Source organism: Halobacillus andaensis (assembly GCF_014636475.1).
GTDB lineage: Bacteria > Bacillota > Bacilli > Bacillales > Halobacillaceae > Halobacillus_A > Halobacillus_A andaensis.
On the sequence record NZ_BMEL01000003.1, the window covers coordinates 81,982 to 101,364 of the forward strand.

Here is a 19,383-nt window from a genome sequence, read left to right on the forward strand (position 1 = left end):
ATCCTTTTTTCAATTATTTCGTCGGTGTATTCGCATCATGCTGCTTCTTATCGCCTTTCTCACGTTTTAACGCATTTAAATCTTCTTTGCTTTTATTCTTAGCTTTCTTACCCATAGCACTTCCTCCTCTCAAAGTGGATTCACTCTTATAGCTTGTCTAATTTTTCTTAAAAAATGAAAAGGAAGTCAGCTCGCTCCTTCCGCTTCCTTTATTTTATGATTCAAATTTATATCTTTATGGGCATGCCGCCCCATTTTCCTTTACTCAATTTCATATTCTCCAATGATATCAACCGCTTTTTCTGTTAAAGACGTATCAATGGACTTATCAAAATCAAATTCACCGCGGGTCGCACCGTTTCGGTCGTACATGTCATACTGTTTCTTAATATCTTCAATAAACATCCGGCCGTTTGGATCTAATCCTGTAATTGAAACTTTCTCCCAGATTTCAGGATCTTTTAAAGCCGTATGTTTCGTCATGATGTCGATGATTTCAGCTTTCCCTTCCCCACTCATAAACGCATCATTATAATCACGGACTCCTTTTAAATAAGCAGCCATAAAACGTAAAGACACGTCTTCTTCTTCAAGAACAAATTTAGGGGAACCTAACACCATAGCAATTTGGGCATTCGGCGCAAAGTCTGTAGCATCACCTAAACGGACATGAAGCCCTTGCTCAATCCCTTGCGTAATCAATGGTTCAATTTGAAGCGCAGCATCAATAGAACCACTGCCCATCGCAGCCAGCATATTTCCGAAGTCCGACATCAATACGAACTCTACATCTTCTTCCGTAAGCCCTGCATGCTTCAGCATTTCTTGGAAAATATAATCATCCACCGCATTACGGGAAGAGACGGCAATTCGTTTTCCTTTCAAATCAGCATAGTCTTTAATTTCATTCTGCAAATCTTCTCTGATGACAAACGAGAAATACGAATTCCCATCAATATAGTGCCCTTTGTCAGCAATAATTTTAACGTCAATGCCTTGAGCAATGGCATTAAAAAAGGATGATGTGGAAACACCGCCGGCAATGTCTACTTCTCCTGCCGCTAACGCTGGCAGCATGTCATCGCTATTAGCAAACTGGGTGAATTCAACATCTATGTTGTAATCATCAAAGTAGCCTTTTTCTTTTGCAATATAAAAGCCTGCCCCCGAAGCTGCTCCATCCTCCGCTATAAATACGGAAGCTTTTTTCTCTAAAGGAGCGATGTCACCTGACGGATAGTCTTCACTTACATCCACGTTTTCTTCTTCATCGGCTTGTTGATAGAAACAACCTCCGATGATCGCCAGTAAAAAGAAAATAGGCACACCTAAAATCAATGCCAACTTTTTCACGATCTTCATCCTCTCACTCTTGAACCTTGGACCTCATCATGAAGATGATTCCATATTTCTACGAATTGTTCGGCCATTTTAGGATCGGCACGCACCTGTTCCATATTACGCGGCCTTGGTAAATCAATGACCTTTTCATCAATGATTTGACCTGGCTGCGAGCTCATTAATAAAATTCGGTCACTCAGCAACAGAGCTTCATCAATGCTGTGGGTGATAAACAACACGGTCTTTTTCGTTTCTGACCATATGTTTAACAGTTCTTCCTGCAAAATAAATTTATTCTGCTCATCAAGCGCTGCGAAAGGTTCATCCATTAATAGAATCTCCGGATCATTCGCGAATGCACGGGCAATACTCACCCTTTGCTTCATCCCTCCGGATAACTCCTTCGGATACAGCTTCGCAAATCGATCGAGCCCTACTTTTTCTAAATAATAAGCCGTTCTTTCTTTTATATAGGCTCTCGGTAAATGACGCATTTTCAGCCCGAACGCTACATTCTCTTCTACCGTCAGCCAAGGAATGACTCCTCGTTCTTGAAAAACCATAGATTGCAGGGGACGCCCTTCTTTTCGCTGATCAATCGTGAATTCACCTGTACTCGGTTTTTCTAAGTCTGCGAGTATACGTAATAACGTCGTTTTGCCGCATCCGCTTGGGCCAATTAAACAAATAAACTCCCCATCCTTCACGTCGATTGAAATATCCTGTAAGGCGGTCACGCTGTTCCCTTTTTTATAGAACACTTTCGTTAAATGGCGTATGGATATCTTCGGATGATCCATTGTGTCAATCACCTCCATGGCAACAATTTATTTTGAAACCCTCTTAGGATGAGCGAGAATAAATAGCCAAAGAAAGAGATAAGAACGAGACCTACATACATTTCTTGTAATAAGAAAGCTTTATATGACGTCCAAATGAGATACCCAATTCCTGAATTAGCTCCCATCATTTCTGCCGCTACGATTGTTAATAAAGCAATCGCCTGCCCCATTTGAATGCCCTCTAACATAACGGGAAGCGAACCAGGCAGCGCAATTTTAAAAAAGTAGTTCTTTGAGTCAGCTCCATAGTTTTTGGCCACATCTAAATAAATACGATCTATGTTAACAACCCCTGCGACTGTATTTATAATGACTGGGAAAAAAACACTCCCAGCGATCGTTACAATTTTTGAAACTTCCCCGACACCGAAAATAATTAAAATAATGGGGAGAAGCGCAAGGGTTGGGATTGGCATGAGCGCCATAATTAACGGCGAAAAGAAATGCCGAACTGGAGAATAAAGCCCCATAATCAGCCCTAGAATAATAGCGGGAATCACTCCAAGTAAAAATCCGGCAAATATTCGATATAACGATATGCCGATGTGATTAAATAACTCCCCGCTCGTTCCCATCACAAGAAACGTACCCACAATTTCGGTTGGAGGCGGGAAGAACCTCGCGTCCACTAAACCTGTTCGAGATAAAAACTCCCATAAAAGCAATATAAAAATAGGTGAAGAAATCGTAAGTAACTGTTTGAAACGACCTTTAACCTGCCTTTTTCTCCACTCTTCCTGTTCGACCGCAATCGGGTCATGATTATGTTTCTTCATTGCGTCCTTCATCCTTCACCACCTCTTTATGCAAATCATCATATGTGCAACCGCCCAGAAGTGTGAAAATAATACATGAAGAGAGCTGTTCCGGAACGATCAACATCATCATTTAACACAGCCTAAACATAAAAAAAACAGCCCATCTAATGATGGAGCTGTTCTTGAAAGATTCAATTAGACTTCGTTTCGATCGTGACTTGATTCATCTTCTCAGCCAATTCATCTTGCATCTGCTGCATAACTGCTTTCTTGTACTTTTTCTTACTTTCTAATTTGTCACGATGCTTTTCAAACTCATCGAGCCAATCCTTTAAGTCATTTATATGACCGAACTGGTCTTGAAGCTTTTCATAATAATCGACGCGCTCTCGGAAGTCCTCTTCATACATCTCGTCTAAATACTTATAAATGTAGCGGAGATACTTTGACTCAATGCGTACGGCATGCAAAGCCTTAAGGGCCTTCTTAGAGGACCTGCCTTTTTCTTCTGCCGCCTCATCAAAGGCTTCTACTGATTGATTAAATCTTTCCTCATAAACGTCCAACCGCTGTTTTATATTTAATGTCATTACATATTGGCGTAATTCTTTCTCAATAAATTCATTCCATTGATCATAAAAACGATCACTTATAATCTCAGGTAATTTCTCCGCCAACTTATTCCGATGCTTTTCTCTCTTCTTGTCCACTCTTTGATAAACTTGAGCGTATACATCCGCTAAATTTTGATTTTCTTCTTCTTGCGCGCGAACTTGAAACCCCTTGATTAAGACATCTCGTTCTCTTACTGCCCCTAAAAGCTTATGAGCTTCTTTAAGATCCTGAAATATCTCATGCTGAGAAGGAACATTTAAAAACTGAAGCAATGCTTCGATTCGACGGCCTTTCACTCTTGCTTGGTGAATATCTTCCTCATCTTCAAAATTTAATGCGGACCTGCAATGATCCCTATACTCCTTAATAAGGGAATCCAATACAGCAGCCCATCGATTAGACATTCGAAGATTTCCATCTTCTAAGCAATCCTCACAAAGATATTTGCTTTTAACAGGGATGAGTGACTGTTCACGTTCACATACAGCACATACTTGAGATTGATCGCTAATAATAACGTCCTTATTATTAACTTTGATCTCTACCTGTTTTCCTTCTTCCCAGTTAAGCAGCTGTCGTAACTCAATAGGAATAACAACTCTCCCATAACGATCCAGCGTCTTTACTTCACCTTCCGTTTCTTCTATAATTACTTTTACCCCACGGCCGCTTCCAAATTCATAGACACCTAGATGGCGGCCTTTTAAGTCCAAATCTTCCCGTAGATCCTTTGGAATAACGACGCGTCCCATTTTATCCAATTGCCTCATGTATTTTGCAGTCATTACGTAACCATCCACCTTTTGGAAGTTTTTTATAGTCTTCCCTTAAATGAATCGTTACTAACTTTTAGCACCATTTTATACTCTATATGCTTCTGTCATATCACATTAATAGCGATCATTTTAGGGTAAAGTAAAGGGTGTAAATAATTTGAGGAGGTATATAATGAGTGAAAAGATGAGATTTGAAGTTACGGTCAGTTCAGAAAAGATGATCTGAATTAAAAGGAATTGATGAGCCCCTGAAATGGGAGGTACGGATGAAGGTCAAGACCCATTAAGTAACCTTCTTGCTTCACTTGCCGGTTGTGAAAATGTTATTGCCAATATGGTAGCAAAAGAAATCGACTTCGATCTTCAAGGGATTGACTTTAACATAACTGCTGAGTTGGATCCTAGAGGGCTGATGGGCAAAGCCGATGTACAGCCTTATTTTAATCAAGTAAATATTGAGGCTAAAGTTAAAACAAGTGAATCAGAAGAACGAATAAATGAATTAAAACAAATCACGGACACCCGCTGTCCAGTATATACAACGCTAGAAGCTGCTAACATTCCGATTACCGCTCACTGGACAAAAGCATAATGTAATAAAAAACATGTGCAGTCATTGCTGCACATGTTTTACTATCTTTTACGCATTCATTTTTTTCAATTGCTCCTCCGCCATCTTCCCTGTCACCATTAGATGGTACCTTTCTCCCCGGTAAGCTTTCACCATTAAAATGATCCACAGGATTAGAGAAACAGGGGCAATGATTAAACTAATTAAAATGCCTATAATCGGAATGAAGTTCACAACTAAACTTAAAACAAACAGCCCACCAAATACAATCGTCGATTGCATCGCATGGAAGCGGATAAAACTGTTCTCTTTCTCAATTAGTAAAAAAACAACTCCACTGATAAAGCCTAATAAATAAGCAAGCAAACCACCAACATTTTCCTCAAGACCCGTCGATGATTTCTTCATACCAGGTGTACCGCCCCCACTTGGCGGCATCGTGTTTTTGGATTCATTCTCCACGCTTCTGATTCCTCCTTTTGCTTTTATAGCTAAAAGCTGACCCGCCGCTTCTCGGTAAAAGGATAGAACGCCAGAAAGTTTTCAAACTATTCTGTACATTAATTATACAAATTAAAAAGAAGACCGTCAATCATACATTATAACCTACTCTTTCCTCTCCTTTATGATAGGAATTAATATATCAAAGTGAGGATCATTGATGTTTCGTTCTTTTGGATAGTGTTCATGCTTAATCGGCAGCTCATCGTAGTATGTAACGCCCTTCTCCCTATAAGGAGCATAGTTGCTTGCTTTAAACCAATCCCGTATGTTTGCGTAAGACTGACCTATATCCTGTCCCTTATGATGATGAACCTTCACGTAAGTGTGACGTGGCACGTTAATTTCCACCATTCCCTCAGGAGTCTCTGCCCCTCTTTCTACTTCATAAACCGAATAATGTACAAATCCATCAGGTCTAAGGTGATAGGATAATCCTAATTGGATATGTGGGTAAAGGACTTGAGGTATTTCCTGAACTCGTTCACTCATCGTCTGAATCATTTCTTTTAACGAGCTTATTTCAGTGTATGCTCCGTCCCATTTCATACCAACTGCTCGGTAGGCAGGAATTTCAATAATTTTTTTACTCTCTAACATGCTGGTAACTCCTCTCACATTTGTTACTAGTCATTTCTATTTAACTTCTCACTTTTCCTGCTTCTCATAGAACAAAGGCGCATGCGCCCTGGTAGACACGAAACGCATAAGGAAAACGGCCGGAGGAAGGTGGTCTTCCCTTCCGCAGGGCGGATTGCTTATGACGCGAGTGTCTGGGCGTTGGAGCTGGATGTCGCTCTTTAAAAAATATATCTACATCTTGGAATTTTATAATTTCCTAGACAATAAAAAAGGACGCGCTCTTTTTATTAAACCGTATATACCTCATGCGTCGGAAGCTCTAACAGCGTCAGTTTACCACCGTAGACAGCTCCTGTATCGATGTCGATTTGATCTTCATAATAGGCAATCTCCCGGACAGGGGTATGACCATGAATGACCGTTTTTCCAAGTCCTATTTGTTCCGTATGCCGTGTCCATAACATCGTAAATTCATCCTGTTTTTCAAGAGGAGTTTTAGGCTTTAGGCCGGCATGTACAAAGATATAATTGTCCGTTTCATAATACAACCATAGGTGATTCCTCATCCACTCCTGATCCTCACGCACTTCTTCTGCGTTTTGGTTGTATGAATCAAACGTACTGGTTGCCCCATTCATCTCCCATTGAGCCTTTGCTTTTTTATCATCTTTCGCTCGTATAAATAAGTCATCATGATTTCCCTTTAAGGCGATCGCTCCATCATTTTCAACAAGCTCCTTTACCTTCTTAACTACTTCTCTCGACTGAGGACCGCGATCTACATAATCTCCTAACAAGATAAGCTGGTCTTTCTCGGGACGATAAGACGCTTTATCCAGCACACGTTCAAACTTTTCCATTTCTCCATGAATATCTGAAACGACAAGGTAACGCATAACTGCTTCCTCCTCTTATTAGCACGCATAATGAAACACACGTATAGTTGTCTATTTCTTATTTAGAAGAAGTTCAAACATCCGCATTTCTAAGCCATGATTACCCACGAGAAACAGCTTTTTTTGCTGAAACAGCAGCAAATGTAATCGTAATCGTACAAGCAATTAAAATAGCGAACACACCTTGCATTAAATCCCAAAACTGCCATCCATCAATTAAAACCGTTCGCATACTCTCAAAAATGTAAGTTGTTGGATTAATGGTAGCCGCTACCTTTAACCACTGAGCTTCAATGAGTTCGTACGGAACAAAAGTCGTACTAAGAAAAATAAGAGGGAAAAAGATAAACGTTCCCGCTTGAGCAGCCTGTGCATTTTTTGTACGCAATGCCACTCCTGCCGAGTACCCTGCGAATGCCAATCCCCATCCAACTGCAATCAGAATAACGAATAAAATACCGCCAAAGCCAGTAGCCGATTCAAGTCCAAGCAAGTATGCAATTACCAAAATAAAAAGGGTTTGAACAAATAACTGAAGCATACCGGCAATAATAGGCCCAAGTACGATAGCTAATCGTGAAGCCGGCGTTAATAATAACCTTGAGAAAAATCCATTTTCAATATCTTTTACTATGCCTTGTCCAGCTCCTCCTGCTCCACCAATTGCAGCGGATACAATGGAAACAGGCAAGATAAACGCCAAATAGTTCGCGCCTTCAAAGGTCGGCAGCTGAGAAATCCCGCTTAATCCTCCTTCGTAAACAAGTAGGAAGAAAGCAGAAATCATCAAGTTCGGAATAAAAGAAAAGGGATTGCGGAGTGTAGTTATAATATTTCTCTTTGTAATTAACCACGTATCCTTAAAAACGTTATTACCCATTTGAATCACTGCCTTCCTTGATCGGCTCATTCGTTATTTTAAGAAAAATATCATCCAACGTAGGAGAAGATAAATTCGTTGTTTCAATCTTAAGATCATGCTGATCAAGAACCCGTACAATTTGCAGCAATTGTTTATTTCCGTCATTCACATATATATTTAAGTGGCCTTCTTGTACAATTAAATCGGCCATGTCTAATTCTGATTCCAAAGCACCCTTTGCTCTCGTTACATCCTCTTGCTTTGTGAATGTTAATGAGATTAAATCATTCCCGATTTGAGCCTTTAATTCTTTTGGCGTCCCTGTAGCCACGATTAGCCCATCGTTAATAATGCTGATACGATCCGCCAAAGAATCCGCCTCTTCTAAATATTGGGTTGTTAAAAAGACCGTCGTTCCATTTTCCTTATTCAGCCTTTCAAGCTCCTTCCATATCGCCTTCCGATTAGAAGGATCAAGTCCAGTGGTAGGTTCATCAAGAAAGAGAATCTTTGGTTCATGGACAAGAGTGAGAGCCAAGTCCAATCTTCTTCTCATCCCTCCCGAATAATTCCCTATTCTTCGGACAGAGGATTCTTCCAATTGAACAATTTTAAGCAGCTCATCCGCCCGCTCTTTAGCTTTTTGTTTTGGATAACCAAAAATTTGAGCCTGCAGCTCGATCATTTCACGACCTGTTAAATCAGGATCAACCCCCGTTTCCTGCAAAGCTACGCCAATGTGACGGCGTACTTTTCCAGGCTCTTTACTAACATTACATCCAGCCACAAAAGCTTCACCGCCGGTAGGATTTATTAAGGTAGTTAATATCTGCACCACCGTTGACTTCCCTGCACCATTTGGACCTAAAAAAGCAAAAAACTCACCTTCATTGACTTCAAAGCTTACATCCTTCACTGCTTTTACGTTGCCCTTCTTAAATGTTTTAGCTAGATGTTTTACCTTAATCGTTCCATTCATAGAAGCTGTTCCTCCTCTTTTTTCGGCACTAGTGTCAACAATTCCTTTGTTTTTAGAATACCTCATACTAAACATTTAATCATCTTTGAAGCGGCTCAATTTACGCCAATAAAATAGGGCGTCTTCTCAAGAAAGACGCCCCATCCTTAACAGGTTTCTCACCTTGAAAAGAGTCATTTTTAAAACGGGTTGGTTGTATTATTTTATACCCTGGCATTCGGTCCATTTGGTATCCATACACGTATTAGGAATTTAGTTCTCACAAGAAATTGACCAGTTAACAGCTAAGAAATCTACATTTTCTTCTGTTACCGTTCCGTTATTTTCACTACATTCGCTTTTAGCATCTTCAACACTCATATAGCTATATGCTGAAGCTATACAAAGGATAGCTGCGCTCATTATGATCATTATTAAAAACTTCAGTTTTTTACTTTTTATACCGATCACTTCCTTTCACTACCAATAACGTCAATGAATACAAAGGAATATGAAGGAATACTGTCTCTTTATGAATCAACATGGAACCATCACTACTATTCTTTAGTCACTTTTAACCTGTAGAACCTCAACTAATTTTTGTCCAGAAAGCAGCGAAAGCCTTTAAGGTTTTGAAGTAAATCATTACATTTTCCTGCCTGACTTAACCGACAAAACCATACTCTCTTTAAAAATTCCTTGTGCATTTAGTTGTGACAAAGCATCTCTTACATCTTGTTCAAAATCACTTACTCGATCACCTAAAAACCGTCTTGCCCCATATGACGTGGAATATAAGTTTCCAAGAATAGTACCAATCGACCATTCGATTTCATAGGACGGCAAATAATAGACTTCGGTTTCAAATTTCGAGTCTTCTAATACCTGCGCATGTGTTTTCTTCGGATGATCGTACGTAGTATTGCCTGCTTTTCTCTCTTGTCCATACCATCGCTTAATAACTTCATTGAGTTTCTTTTGCCACGGACGTAACGGTTTATGAGACTCATAGTTATCTATGATGGCTACTCCCCCTCCGGGTTCAACCATTTCGTATAAGGTTTCTATTGTCCTTTCTCGATCCATCCAATGAAAGGCTTTGGCAATGGTCACTAAATGAAAAGACTTCGAATGAGTTTTCACATAACGATCTAGATCTCCATGAAACCATTCGATATCTCCTATTCTAAGTAGATGGTGAAGGTACTTAGCTTCCGCAATCATTTCACGGTCTGTATCAATTCCCACGATTTGATGACACCAATCAGCTAATCGAAAGGACACGGACCCAGGCCCACAGCCTAAATCCAGGACTCGCTGCTCCCCATTCAACGAAAAATGCTGAACTAAAAATCTTATAAGGGAAGAAGGATACTTAGGGCGGTATTTTGAGTAGTATGTAGCTGTCCCTTTAAACAAATCTGGTCCATATTTATTCATTACATGTCCCCCCTTATTCTACTACCATATTCTACAAATTCAATGTAAAATCCTGCGAAATACAATTAAAAGCAGTCATCCTGTTCTTCTAATAAACATGGGTACAATATCGTAAATAAGAAGAAACCTCACCAAGTAAGCCCAAGAAAACAATATACTTATTATTCCATTTCAGTTACGATAAAATTAAATGTTGTGAGGTGACCTGCTGATGAAAAGAAATAGTTTTTATGAACTCCAACAACGTGTAATTTATTTAGCTGAAAGCCAAAGTTATCAAGATGCACTTATGCAATTAGAAGAGGCTAAAACTCAATTTCCAAAGAAGATTGATCGGATTGGACAATGGAAGGCAAATGTTTATTCACTCCTAGAAGAAGATAAGAAGGCTCTGAACGAACTGGAGGAAGTCATACATAAAGGTTTTTGGTGGAATCCTGTGATCTTAGAGAACGACCCTGAATTAGATAGACTAAAGAATACACACGATTTTCAAAAAATCATTACTACATGCGCCCAGCTTTATCACCAAGAAAAACAATTAACTGTGCCAAAATTGCGTATTGAAGGGAATCCGAATGCTGATAAGACAATCTTCTCTCTTCATATGCGTGGTTCTAACACGGAAGATTTTGTGGAAGAATGGCAGGATCCATCACTAACGAATAACTATCTCATGGCTTTCCCTCAATCTTCTCAATTATTCAGCTACAATTGCTATACGTGGGATGATGCTGAAGTGGCTTATTCTGACGTCAACGAAGCTTTTGAAAAGCTCACGATTCAACATTCTCTAGATCATAAGAAAAAGATTATAGCAGGGGCTTCACAAGGAGCAGACATAGCTTTAGAAACATGCTTAACGACTTTTGATTTTCAAGGTTTCATCCTTCTTATTCCATCGTTCAAAAATATAGATAAAATCGAAAATTTCCTCAAAAACGATGCAGGTAAATCTCTACACGGCGTGATCATCACAGGTGATCAGGACCCCTTTTACGATAATGTGATGAAGGTTCATTCGCTATTTGAGAAGTACAATTTCTCTTGCCGATTAGTCGTGCAACAAGGACAAGGTCATGTTTTACCTGACAATTTCCCTACGCTTTTTCAAGAGGCCGTCGAATTTATTTTGCCTAAAAATAAAAAGTAACAGGGTGGAACAAAACTGAATAAAGCATAAAATAATCCGAACGATTCTGTAGATATCAGTTCGGATTATTTATATTAACGCGCCAGGTACCGAAATTCACACTTGGCACTTCGCTCTTTTACAGCTTTTCGTTACCTGGTACTCTTATGCTCCCTCGTTGCAATAGAGCTGCTCAACTGCAAAACCTAAATATACGCCTAATTAGTCTTAGGGCTCCGTCTAAATAAAAGAAGACCGCCAATTCCGACCATAAGCACTCCAGATAAAATAAGCATCGGACTGTTTGTTGAAGTATCCGGCAATTCTCCACCTTCTTCAGACATACCTTCTTCCATCATTTCGTCTTCTAATAAAGCCGCTTCATCGATCACCTCTTGAGGAACAGTAATTTCATCCACTCCGTTAAAGTTATCTAAGGTCATGTCGATCGTTTGAACAGTATTTGTGCTCTCACCTTCCATTTCCATATCCATGTCCATATCCATCATAAGGTTTGTCATGTAGTGAGTTTCTTTATCAATAGTCATTTCATAGCTGAGGTCATTGATCGTCATTTCACCCATCATATCTTCCATCATTGATGACTCCTCTTCACCCATCCCAGACTCAAACATCTTCTGGAACTCATCCTTAAGAGCTTCTCCATCTCCCTGGTAGGTTAAGAGATAACTATCGCCCTGATCTTCTACGCTCATATCTTCGGCAAGCTCTTCCGCTTGGGCTACTTGATCTTCTGCCATCGCAGCATTCATTAGATCATCAATACCTTCTGTAAATTCAGATGGCAGTTCAATCCATCCTTGCTCAGGATCTTCTTGATAGAATCCATCTTCTGTCCAATAAGACTCAAGGGACACTTCCCCTTCTTCTGGACTCGATGTCGTAATCACTTGGTGCATAGCAAACGGGTCTAGCGTAATGTCTTGCTGGGAATGAGAATTAATAGTTATTGGTTCTCCCGCAATCGTCATCGTTTGCTCCATCTCCGTTTCACTAGAATAACTTTCGAGTTCTGCCATAGCTTCATTCGATTTTTGAAGCACGTCTGAAGCACTATCTTCTGCTAGAACTTGAGCTGGAGCCCACGCGACGACTAACGCCGCCAAAGACAAAGGAACCACTTTTTTGATCATGAGAACACTCCTACTGTAAGATTTGCAAGACGATGAGATGAATGATTACGTTACATTATGTATAAAACGAAGAAGTACCCAGAAGTAAAAATCATCCTTTCGACCTCGCTCTATTCTATTAGCCTACTTCCAGCAAAATAAAACATTTTTCACCCTTTTTTTATAAAAATTTCCATATTAATCGACTAAAGGCTTTTTATAAGGATTATTTAAATATTGAAAGAGAAGTAATAATTGTGATTGGGTATTACGACTTGCTGATAATTCGGGAAGGTGTTCACGCTCAAAAAATTGGACATCACTTGTTTCTAATGTTTCATTGGCTGCCACGCCGGATATATCACATTCTAAGAAAAATTTATAATAATGAAACGGCTGTGGCGGATGAGGATGTTTATGATAATCTAAAATCGCTAAAATCCTCTTATATTTAGCTTTGTATCCTGTTTCCTCTTCGATTTCACGAACAGCATTTTCACATAACGATGACCCCACATCCGCAAAACCACCTGGCAGCGACCATTGATCGTCTGCCTTTTCTTTCACAAGTAACATTTTGTTATCCTTAAAAACTACACCTCTAACGTCTATTTTAGGCGTTTGATATCCTTTTTCATTATGAAATAAATGAACTATAGATTCCATAGAGGTATGTGAATATGCAGCCATGATTTCAGCACTTAGTTCAAGCAACTGTCTATATCTTTCAAGGTCATATGGATCCTTTGAAAATGAAAGACCCGCTTGAGCAGTGGATTGTATTTGCTTAGCCCAACTCAGCCATTGATCGCCCATAAATGCTCTCCAATCTAATTAATTTCTTCCCAACTGTTTAGGTAATCCCTATATTCATCTGCCAGATTGTCTGGAAGTTTATGTTTATTAAAGAACCTTATTTCTCTGCCTTCCCTCTCATTATTTTGCAGCTCCCCTTCAAAATCATCTGTTACATAGACAGCTGTTACGGAATAAAATTGATCTCCGTGATCGAGTTCAAAATAATACTTTTCTCCTGAAAAAATCTGCAATAGTTTTAAATCCCTAACAATCAAACCTGTTTCTTCCCCTACTTCTCTACGTCCTGTCTCTTCTAAACTCTCTCCTAATTCCTGAAGACCACCTGGAAGCCCCCATGTTCCATCATTTCTATTCTGAAGAAGAATTTGATCTTTCTCCTTAACGATGATAACGACAGCTCCTGTAACTATCAGCGTTTTTGTACCAACTACCTTTCTTAAATCACTTATATAATCGATCAGCCCCACTCCTTTTCATTAAACTTGATATTCTTCAGCAGGTTCCGCACCCCTCACCTTCCAGTCTAAATTATTATTTCGTCCTCCTTGCCCCAGGTTGAGCTTTCTATTATGTAATAACGACGATCGAACTCAAAATTCGTTTCAGGTTATCTATAAAAAAAGGCGAAACCCTCCCTTATGAAAGAAGGTTTCGCTTTTAATTAACTAGCTGACTCTGTTTCTTCTATCATGTCTTCCTTTTTTCGTTTTCTTCTCGATTTCCAAAAACGAAGACGTGCGTTAGAGAATAAACGATAGACGGCTGGAATCAACAGTAATGTGATTACCGTGGCAAAGAGCAATCCAGAAATAATTACTGTCGCCATCGGAGATTGATAGTTTCCAGATGATCCCGTAGCTAGAGCGAGAGGCAGCATGCCTGCAGCAGTCGTTAAACTTGTCATAAAGATCGGACGTATTCGGTTTTTACCTGCTTCGATCAAGGAGTCCTCTATTTTAAACCCTTGGTTTCTTAGTTGATTCGTACGGTCAATATACAGAATGGCATTATTCAACACGATACCTATTAGCATGATGACGCCCATGCCTGACATGATGCTTAGCTCCCGCTGAGTAACAAATAGCCCCAGAATGACACCTACAATCGTCATCGGGATTACCGACATAACGATTAACGGGTGTGCTAAATGGTTAAATTGAACCGCCATCACCAGATACACAAGGAATATTGCGATACCCAGGATGAGAAGCATCTCTTGAATCAATTCTTGCTGCTGCTCCAGATCTCCTGCTACTGACACACTGTAGCCGGCTTTAGTCTCGTAATCATCAATAACGCTTTGGACTTCCCTATTCACAGTACCTAAATCGGTGCCTTCAATATCAGCTGTTAGTGAAACAAACCGTTCCCCATTCGAATGAGTAATTTCATTAGGTGTTTCTACTTCAGACAGCTCAATAAAGTTCGCTAATTTTTCTTCTCCTTCAGCCGTTATCACCTCTAAATTGAGTAGAGCTGTTTCCGACCCTGTACGCTCTTGCTCTTCCCATTTAACAGTGAGAGGGACATCTTCCTCTTCTATCGTCATTTCTCCAAGCGGCCTTTCTAAAAAGGCTTGCTCAATGCTTTGTCTAATCTGACTTTCTGATAATCCTGCATCCTCAATTTCATCTTCTTTAAGAACGATCTCTTGTTCGATGGACGTTCGTTCATTCGAACTTGCGACCCCAACGATGCCTTCAATACCTTCAAGCTCCTTTGTGAAGTCATCAGAGATCGCTTGCAGTTCTTCAAAATTTTCCCCCTTAATATTTACCTGTACTGGCGAACCTCCAGCTCCTGCGGACATCATACTTTCCACCGAACGAATCGGCTGACTGTCTTCAAGCTCTCGCAAGGACTTTAGTATTTCTTCGTTTACTTCATCCTGCTCTCTCGTAACTTCGTCTTCTTTAGTCATATTGATCATCGTATAGAACATGCCGCCCATATCGATGACATAGTTAGACTCTACATCTTGAATGTCGGATAACGTCTCATTCATTTCCTGGGCAATATTTTCTCTATCGTCATTTGTCAAACCTGTATCTAAATCCACCATTAACTCTGAATAACGATTAAATACATCCGGCATGATCGTCATGGGAACTTTCGTTACAAGGAATAGTGAACCAACAAACATAAGAACGAATATAGAAATAACAGCTAAACTGTGTCGTTTCTTTCTCACCGTCCATGCGACTATCCTGCTATATTTTTCAATGATGCGGCTCTCTTTTTTCGTCTTTTTCGATTGGCTGAGTTTTAAGAAGTTCTCAGATAGCGAAGGAATGAGCGTAAACGAAACAATGACAGAGCTAATCAATGTAATGGCCACTACGACTGAAAGCATAATCATAAATTGCCCCGTCTCTCCTCCGAGAAGACCAATCGGTAAAAATACGACGATTGTCGTAAGCATCGAAGCAATAACAGCCGTCGCTACTTCTTTTGTTCCTTCAATGACCGCATCCATATTCGCCAGGCCGATCTCTTTTTTACGATAAATGGATTCTAAAATAACGATCGAAGAGTCTACCATCATTCCAATACCTAATCCTAAGCCAATCAACGTTAAAATATTGAAACTGTAATCAAATAGCCACATCGAAGCAAATGTTAAAAGTATAGAAGTAGGAATGGAAAGCCCGATAATGAATGTAGCTCTAATATTTCGCAGGAAGAGCAATAAGATAACAATGGCCAATATCCCGCCTATAAGGATGTTTGTCGTCACTCCGTCAAGCGATTCTTCTACATAATCAGCTTGGGCTACCATTTCATTCAACTCAAATCCATCGACTAGTCCTTCATTGCGAATCTCATTCACTTCTGCTCGGACAGCTTCCGCCATTTCGATTTGAGTCGCTTCAGATACACGTCCTACCTGGACAAACATGAAATCACTTGAACCGTTTTTCCATACAAACGACGAATTTTCTAAAGGTTGTAATGAGACTGTTGCTAGTTCATCCAACTGCACAAATCCATCTTCTGTTTGTATATCAATTTTCTTAACATCGTCAACTGTTTCAAGATTCGTCGTCCACCTTAAAGAGGGCGAACCATCGTCTTCACTTAATTCACCTAGTGTGGACTCATTATTGGCTCCTTCGATTGAACCAATCACTTGATTAATATCTAGTCCCCGATCAGTCAGTTCCTCGCGATCAAATTCGATCGCTACTTCTTTTTCTGCTTGACCGGAAATGGATACGTCTCTTACCTCTGGCAAGCTCTCTAAACGCGGTTCTAATACATCCTCCGCAAACACACTCATATCATCCGTATCGCCTCCCGATACGTCCATATAAAATTCATACCCTTGAGTTGTCGCGTATTGACCCGCTTCTACTTCATCAATGGTGTTATTATCTGAAGCCATTGTATTTACAATAGACTCCACCTCTTTATAAACTTCATCTCCTTCCCCTTGTTCAAAAGTCAGCTGGAAAGAGCTTCTCCCCATATTTGTCGTGGAATTAATATCTTCCACACCTTCAATTCCTTCCATTTGTTGCTCTAAAGGTGTTGTGATCGATCGTTCTACTTCGATGGCTGCCGTATCACCTGCATAAATTTCTATGTAGGCCCCATCCATAGTTACTTCAGGAAATAACTCTTGATCTAATTTCAGTAAGGCATAGCTTCCTAATAAAAAGATGAGCACGACCATTAAACCAACTAATATCTTCCTTTTCACAATAAATCGCAATAAATTCATCCTTACCCCCCTGATTCTAATGATTGATTTTTGTGTTATTTTTTTACAATACAAACATCATTATAGCCTAATTAATATCCAATGTGTTGTAAATTTTGTATAAATCAATTCACACTTAAATCATACCCTTCTTCCTGTATTTAGGCACTGAGCCAAGGACCTAACTTTTCTAAGACCACAGACTTATATATGAATCATTTTTTGTAAATAGAAGACTGTTTCGAAAGTCAGACAGTATGTTATAATAATGAAAGCAATTAAATAAAGTCTGCCATTAAGCAGGAGAGGTTCTAGCTACACCCTCTATAAAAAACTAAGGATGGAACTGTACCTTGCCTTAGGTGCGGTTTTTTTATGGTTTTTGGGTTACTGGAATTCTCTTTTTCACGATTGAAAGGGGAATTTTTTTATGAAAAAAAACAAAGCAGTGGTTGTGTTCAGCGGCGGGCAGGATAGTACGACTTGCTTGTTCTGGGCTCTAGATAAATATGAGGAAGTCGAAGCGGTGACATTTGACTATAACCAGCGTCACAATGAAGAGATTGAAGTAGCTAAAGAGATTGCAAATGATTTAAATATTAAACATCATGTGCTCGATATGTCATTACTGAGCCAATTGGCACCAAATGCGTTGACTAGGGACGATATTGCAGTGAAAGACGGAGAGGATGGCGACCTTCCATCCACCTTTGTTCCTGGAAGAAACCTGCTGTTCCTATCTTTTGCAACGATTCTGGCAAAACAAGTTGATGCAAAACATGTGATTACGGGCGTATGTGAGACAGATTTCAGCGGCTATCCTGATTGCCGAGATGTTTTTATTAAATCACTCAACGTTACCTTAAATCTTTCAATGGATGATCAGTTCGTTGTTCACACACCATTAATGTGGCTGGATAAAGCGCAGACATGGGAATTAGCTGACGATTTAAATGCATTTGATTATGTTAGAGAATATACGCTCACTTGCTATAATGGCGTGCGTGGAGATGGCTGCGGAGAATGCCCTGCATGTAAACTGCGACGTAATGGTTTAGAAACGTACCTTAAGCAGAGAGCTGAGGTGACTGAATAATGTTTGGTTTTACCATTGTTGAAAACCTTCAAAAAATCAATGAAGACATTCAAAAACATGAGCTCAAGTATCACAATAAACGGGTGCTTGTAAGCAAAGAGTTTACTTTCGACGCGGCTCACCACCTTCATTGCTACGAAGGAAAATGTAAAAACCTTCACGGCCATACGTACAAGGTAGTTTTTGGCATCAGCGGCTACACAGATGAGATTGGTCTCGTCATTGACTTTGGCGACATTAAAACCATTTGGAAAGAGCAAATTGATATTCATCTCGACCATCGATATTTAAATGATACGCTGCCAAAAATGAATACTACGGCAGAAAATATGGTCGTATGGATCTTCGAAAAGATGCAAGAAGCTTTAGTCGAAGAACGTGAAGATTATCGTGTAGAATTTGTGAAACTGTATGAGACGCCTACGAGCTATGCTGAGGTACGACGGGAGTGGATGGAAGATGAATAAGTTCCCCGTTCTTGAAATATTTGGCCCGACGATCCAGGGAGAAGGTATGGTGGTTGGTCGAAAAACGATGTTTGTACGGACGGCTGGATGTGACTATAGCTGTTCATGGTGTGATTCAGCTTTTACGTGGGATGGAAGCGCAAAAGAAGAAGTACGTCGTATGACCGCAGATGAAATTATAGCAGAGCTTCGGGAAGTGGGGGGCGAGAAGTTTGATCACGTTACGATTTCAGGTGGAAACCCCGCCTTACTAAAAAACCTTCATGAGCTCATTGATCCGCTTCATCAGCAGCACATTGAAGTAGCACTTGAAACACAAGGAAGCCGCTGGCAGGACTGGTTTGTTTCAATCGATGACTTAACAATTTCACCCAAACCTCCCAGCTCAAAAATGAAAACGAATTGGGAAATTCTTGACGATATTGTTCAGCGTCAAGCTGACCATGAGCGTCTTCCAAATACAAGTTTAAAAGTAGTCATCTTTAATGACGATGACTTACGATATGCAGAAGAGGTCCACAAGCGCTATCCTCATATTCCCTTCTTTTTGCAAGTAGGAAATGATAATTTAGAAGAGGAACAGCCGGACCGCCTCGCTTCTGAATTGCTCAACAAGTATGAATGGCTGATTGATAAAGTAATGGACTCAGCATCACTGAACCATGTTCGCGTCCTTCCACAAGTCCATGCTTTATTATGGGGAAATAAACGAGGCGTTTAGGAACAAAGGCGCAAGCGCCCTGGTAGACACGAAAAGCATAAGCAAAATGGCCGGAGGAAGGTGGTCTTCCCTTCCGCAGGGCGGATTGCTAATGACGCGAGTGTCTGGGCACTGGATCTGGATGTCACTCTAAATACCCACAGTTGGGAATTTTATAATTTTCTAGACTA

At 40.0% G+C, this 19,383-nt stretch carries 18 protein-coding genes, 1 pseudogene and 1 riboswitch; of the genes and pseudogenes, 5 read left to right on the plus strand and 14 right to left on the minus strand.

Going from position 1 to position 19,383, the window contains the following annotated elements; all coding sequences use genetic code 11:
* Positions 1 to 261: 261 nt before the first annotated feature.
* From IEV27_RS11700 to IEV27_RS11715, 4 genes are all read right to left on the minus strand, one after another.
* Positions 262 to 1,302, minus strand: coding sequence for an ABC transporter substrate-binding protein (locus IEV27_RS11700; protein ID WP_425352574.1), 1,041 nt, complete (start codon positions 1,300 to 1,302; stop codon positions 262 to 264).
* Between the two features lie 56 nt (positions 1,303 to 1,358).
* A complete protein-coding gene (locus IEV27_RS11705) occupies positions 1,359 to 2,141 on the minus strand; it encodes an ABC transporter ATP-binding protein (protein WP_188377686.1) in 783 nt (260 codons plus the stop codon).
* Between the two features lie 8 nt (positions 2,142 to 2,149).
* Positions 2,150 to 2,959, minus strand: coding sequence for an ABC transporter permease (locus IEV27_RS11710; RefSeq protein ID WP_188377687.1), 810 nt, complete (start codon positions 2,957 to 2,959; stop codon positions 2,150 to 2,152).
* Positions 2,960 to 3,132: 173 nt separating this feature from the next.
* Positions 3,133 to 4,341 (minus strand): CHAD domain-containing protein, encoded by a 1,209-nt coding sequence (locus IEV27_RS11715; protein ID WP_188377688.1) that lies wholly within the window; start codon positions 4,339 to 4,341, stop codon positions 3,133 to 3,135.
* A gap of 208 nt (positions 4,342 to 4,549) precedes the next feature.
* Here IEV27_RS11715 and IEV27_RS11720 point away from each other — a divergent pair.
* Positions 4,550 to 4,924 (plus strand): annotated as a pseudogene (locus IEV27_RS11720) (OsmC family protein).
* 48 nt (positions 4,925 to 4,972) lie between these two features.
* Here IEV27_RS11720 and IEV27_RS11725 read toward each other — a convergent pair.
* From IEV27_RS11725 to IEV27_RS11750, 6 genes are all read right to left on the minus strand, one after another.
* On the minus strand, positions 4,973 to 5,365 hold the full coding sequence (locus IEV27_RS11725; protein WP_229735250.1) for a DUF4870 domain-containing protein: 393 nt from the start codon (positions 5,363 to 5,365) through the stop codon (positions 4,973 to 4,975).
* 144 nt (positions 5,366 to 5,509) lie between these two features.
* Positions 5,510 to 6,004 (minus strand): GyrI-like domain-containing protein, encoded by a 495-nt coding sequence (locus tag IEV27_RS11730; protein WP_188377690.1) that lies wholly within the window; start codon positions 6,002 to 6,004, stop codon positions 5,510 to 5,512.
* A gap of 269 nt (positions 6,005 to 6,273) precedes the next feature.
* The gene (locus IEV27_RS11735; RefSeq protein ID WP_188377691.1) at positions 6,274 to 6,882 is read right to left on the minus strand and encodes a metallophosphoesterase family protein; all 609 of its coding nucleotides are present in this window, start codon (positions 6,880 to 6,882) and stop codon (positions 6,274 to 6,276) included.
* Between the two features lie 100 nt (positions 6,883 to 6,982).
* Positions 6,983 to 7,762, minus strand: a complete 780-nt coding sequence (locus IEV27_RS11740) for an ABC transporter permease (protein WP_188377692.1) — start codon at positions 7,760 to 7,762, stop codon at positions 6,983 to 6,985.
* Positions 7,755 to 8,723: an ATP-binding cassette domain-containing protein gene (locus IEV27_RS11745; protein WP_188377693.1), complete on the minus strand. Its 969-nt coding sequence runs from the start codon at positions 8,721 to 8,723 to the stop codon at positions 7,755 to 7,757. Before IEV27_RS11745 ends, IEV27_RS11740 begins: the two co-directional genes overlap by 8 nt.
* A 624-nt stretch (positions 8,724 to 9,347) precedes the next feature.
* The gene (locus IEV27_RS11750) at positions 9,348 to 10,142 is read right to left on the minus strand and encodes a class I SAM-dependent methyltransferase (protein ID WP_188377694.1); all 795 of its coding nucleotides are present in this window, start codon (positions 10,140 to 10,142) and stop codon (positions 9,348 to 9,350) included.
* 211 nt (positions 10,143 to 10,353) lie between these two features.
* Between IEV27_RS11750 and IEV27_RS11755 the strand changes: the two genes are divergently transcribed.
* Positions 10,354 to 11,295: an alpha/beta hydrolase gene (locus IEV27_RS11755; protein WP_188377695.1), complete on the plus strand. Its 942-nt coding sequence runs from the start codon at positions 10,354 to 10,356 to the stop codon at positions 11,293 to 11,295.
* A 197-nt stretch (positions 11,296 to 11,492) separates the two neighbouring features.
* On the opposite strand, the gene IEV27_RS11760 is transcribed toward IEV27_RS11755, so the two are convergent.
* From IEV27_RS11760 to IEV27_RS11775, 4 genes are all read right to left on the minus strand, one after another.
* Positions 11,493 to 12,428, minus strand: coding sequence for an LPXTG cell wall anchor domain-containing protein (locus tag IEV27_RS11760; protein ID WP_188377696.1), 936 nt, complete (start codon positions 12,426 to 12,428; stop codon positions 11,493 to 11,495).
* Positions 12,429 to 12,605: 177 nt separating this feature from the next.
* Entirely contained in the window at positions 12,606 to 13,223 is a 618-nt protein-coding gene (locus IEV27_RS11765) for an NUDIX hydrolase (protein ID WP_188377697.1), read from the minus strand.
* Positions 13,224 to 13,237: 14 nt separating this feature from the next.
* On the minus strand, positions 13,238 to 13,693 hold the full coding sequence (locus tag IEV27_RS11770; protein ID WP_308808313.1) for an NUDIX hydrolase: 456 nt from the start codon (positions 13,691 to 13,693) through the stop codon (positions 13,238 to 13,240).
* A gap of 194 nt (positions 13,694 to 13,887) precedes the next feature.
* On the minus strand, positions 13,888 to 16,950 hold the full coding sequence (locus tag IEV27_RS11775) for an efflux RND transporter permease subunit (protein ID WP_188377698.1): 3,063 nt from the start codon (positions 16,948 to 16,950) through the stop codon (positions 13,888 to 13,890).
* Between the two features lie 278 nt (positions 16,951 to 17,228).
* Positions 17,229 to 17,273, plus strand: a riboswitch (PreQ1 riboswitch).
* A gap of 86 nt (positions 17,274 to 17,359) precedes the next feature.
* On the opposite strand from IEV27_RS11775, the gene queC reads away from it, so the two are divergent.
* The 3 genes from queC to queE are packed head-to-tail and all read left to right on the plus strand — an operon-like array spanning position 17,360 to position 19,213.
* Positions 17,360 to 18,025, plus strand: a complete 666-nt coding sequence (queC, locus tag IEV27_RS11780) for a 7-cyano-7-deazaguanine synthase QueC (RefSeq protein ID WP_188377699.1) — start codon at positions 17,360 to 17,362, stop codon at positions 18,023 to 18,025.
* The gene (queD, locus tag IEV27_RS11785; protein WP_188377700.1) at positions 18,025 to 18,492 is read left to right on the plus strand and encodes a 6-carboxytetrahydropterin synthase QueD; all 468 of its coding nucleotides are present in this window, start codon (positions 18,025 to 18,027) and stop codon (positions 18,490 to 18,492) included. Before queC ends, queD begins: the two co-directional genes overlap by 1 nt.
* The gene (queE, locus tag IEV27_RS11790; protein WP_188377701.1) at positions 18,485 to 19,213 is read left to right on the plus strand and encodes a 7-carboxy-7-deazaguanine synthase QueE; all 729 of its coding nucleotides are present in this window, start codon (positions 18,485 to 18,487) and stop codon (positions 19,211 to 19,213) included. Before queD ends, queE begins: the two co-directional genes overlap by 8 nt.
* The last annotated feature ends 170 nt before the right edge of the window (positions 19,214 to 19,383 follow it).

Excerpts from the sequence above, each read along its gene's own strand:
- IEV27_RS11705 (WP_188377686.1), bottom strand. The coding sequence starts at position 2,141 with ATGGATCATCCGAAGATATCCATACGCCATTTAACGAAAGTGTTCTAT.
- IEV27_RS11710 (WP_188377687.1), bottom strand. The coding sequence starts at position 2,959 with ATGAAGAAACATAATCATGACCCGATTGCGGTCGAACAGGAAGAGTGG.
- IEV27_RS11715 (WP_188377688.1), bottom strand. The coding sequence starts at position 4,341 with ATGACTGCAAAATACATGAGGCAATTGGATAAAATGGGACGCGTCGTT.
- IEV27_RS11730 (WP_188377690.1), bottom strand. The coding sequence starts at position 6,004 with ATGTTAGAGAGTAAAAAAATTATTGAAATTCCTGCCTACCGAGCAGTT.
- IEV27_RS11735 (WP_188377691.1), bottom strand. The coding sequence starts at position 6,882 with ATGCGTTACCTTGTCGTTTCAGATATTCATGGAGAAATGGAAAAGTTT.
- IEV27_RS11740 (WP_188377692.1), bottom strand. The coding sequence starts at position 7,762 with ATGGGTAATAACGTTTTTAAGGATACGTGGTTAATTACAAAGAGAAAT.
- IEV27_RS11745 (WP_188377693.1), bottom strand. The coding sequence starts at position 8,723 with ATGAATGGAACGATTAAGGTAAAACATCTAGCTAAAACATTTAAGAAG.
- IEV27_RS11750 (WP_188377694.1), bottom strand. The coding sequence starts at position 10,142 with ATGAATAAATATGGACCAGATTTGTTTAAAGGGACAGCTACATACTAC.
- IEV27_RS11755 (WP_188377695.1), top strand. The coding sequence starts at position 10,354 with ATGAAAAGAAATAGTTTTTATGAACTCCAACAACGTGTAATTTATTTA.
- IEV27_RS11760 (WP_188377696.1), bottom strand. The coding sequence starts at position 12,428 with ATGATCAAAAAAGTGGTTCCTTTGTCTTTGGCGGCGTTAGTCGTCGCG.
- IEV27_RS11765 (WP_188377697.1), bottom strand. The coding sequence starts at position 13,223 with ATGGGCGATCAATGGCTGAGTTGGGCTAAGCAAATACAATCCACTGCT.
- IEV27_RS11775 (WP_188377698.1), bottom strand. The coding sequence starts at position 16,950 with ATGAATTTATTGCGATTTATTGTGAAAAGGAAGATATTAGTTGGTTTA.
- queC (WP_188377699.1), top strand. The coding sequence starts at position 17,360 with ATGAAAAAAAACAAAGCAGTGGTTGTGTTCAGCGGCGGGCAGGATAGT.
- queD (WP_188377700.1), top strand. The coding sequence starts at position 18,025 with ATGTTTGGTTTTACCATTGTTGAAAACCTTCAAAAAATCAATGAAGAC.
- queE (WP_188377701.1), top strand. The coding sequence starts at position 18,485 with ATGAATAAGTTCCCCGTTCTTGAAATATTTGGCCCGACGATCCAGGGA.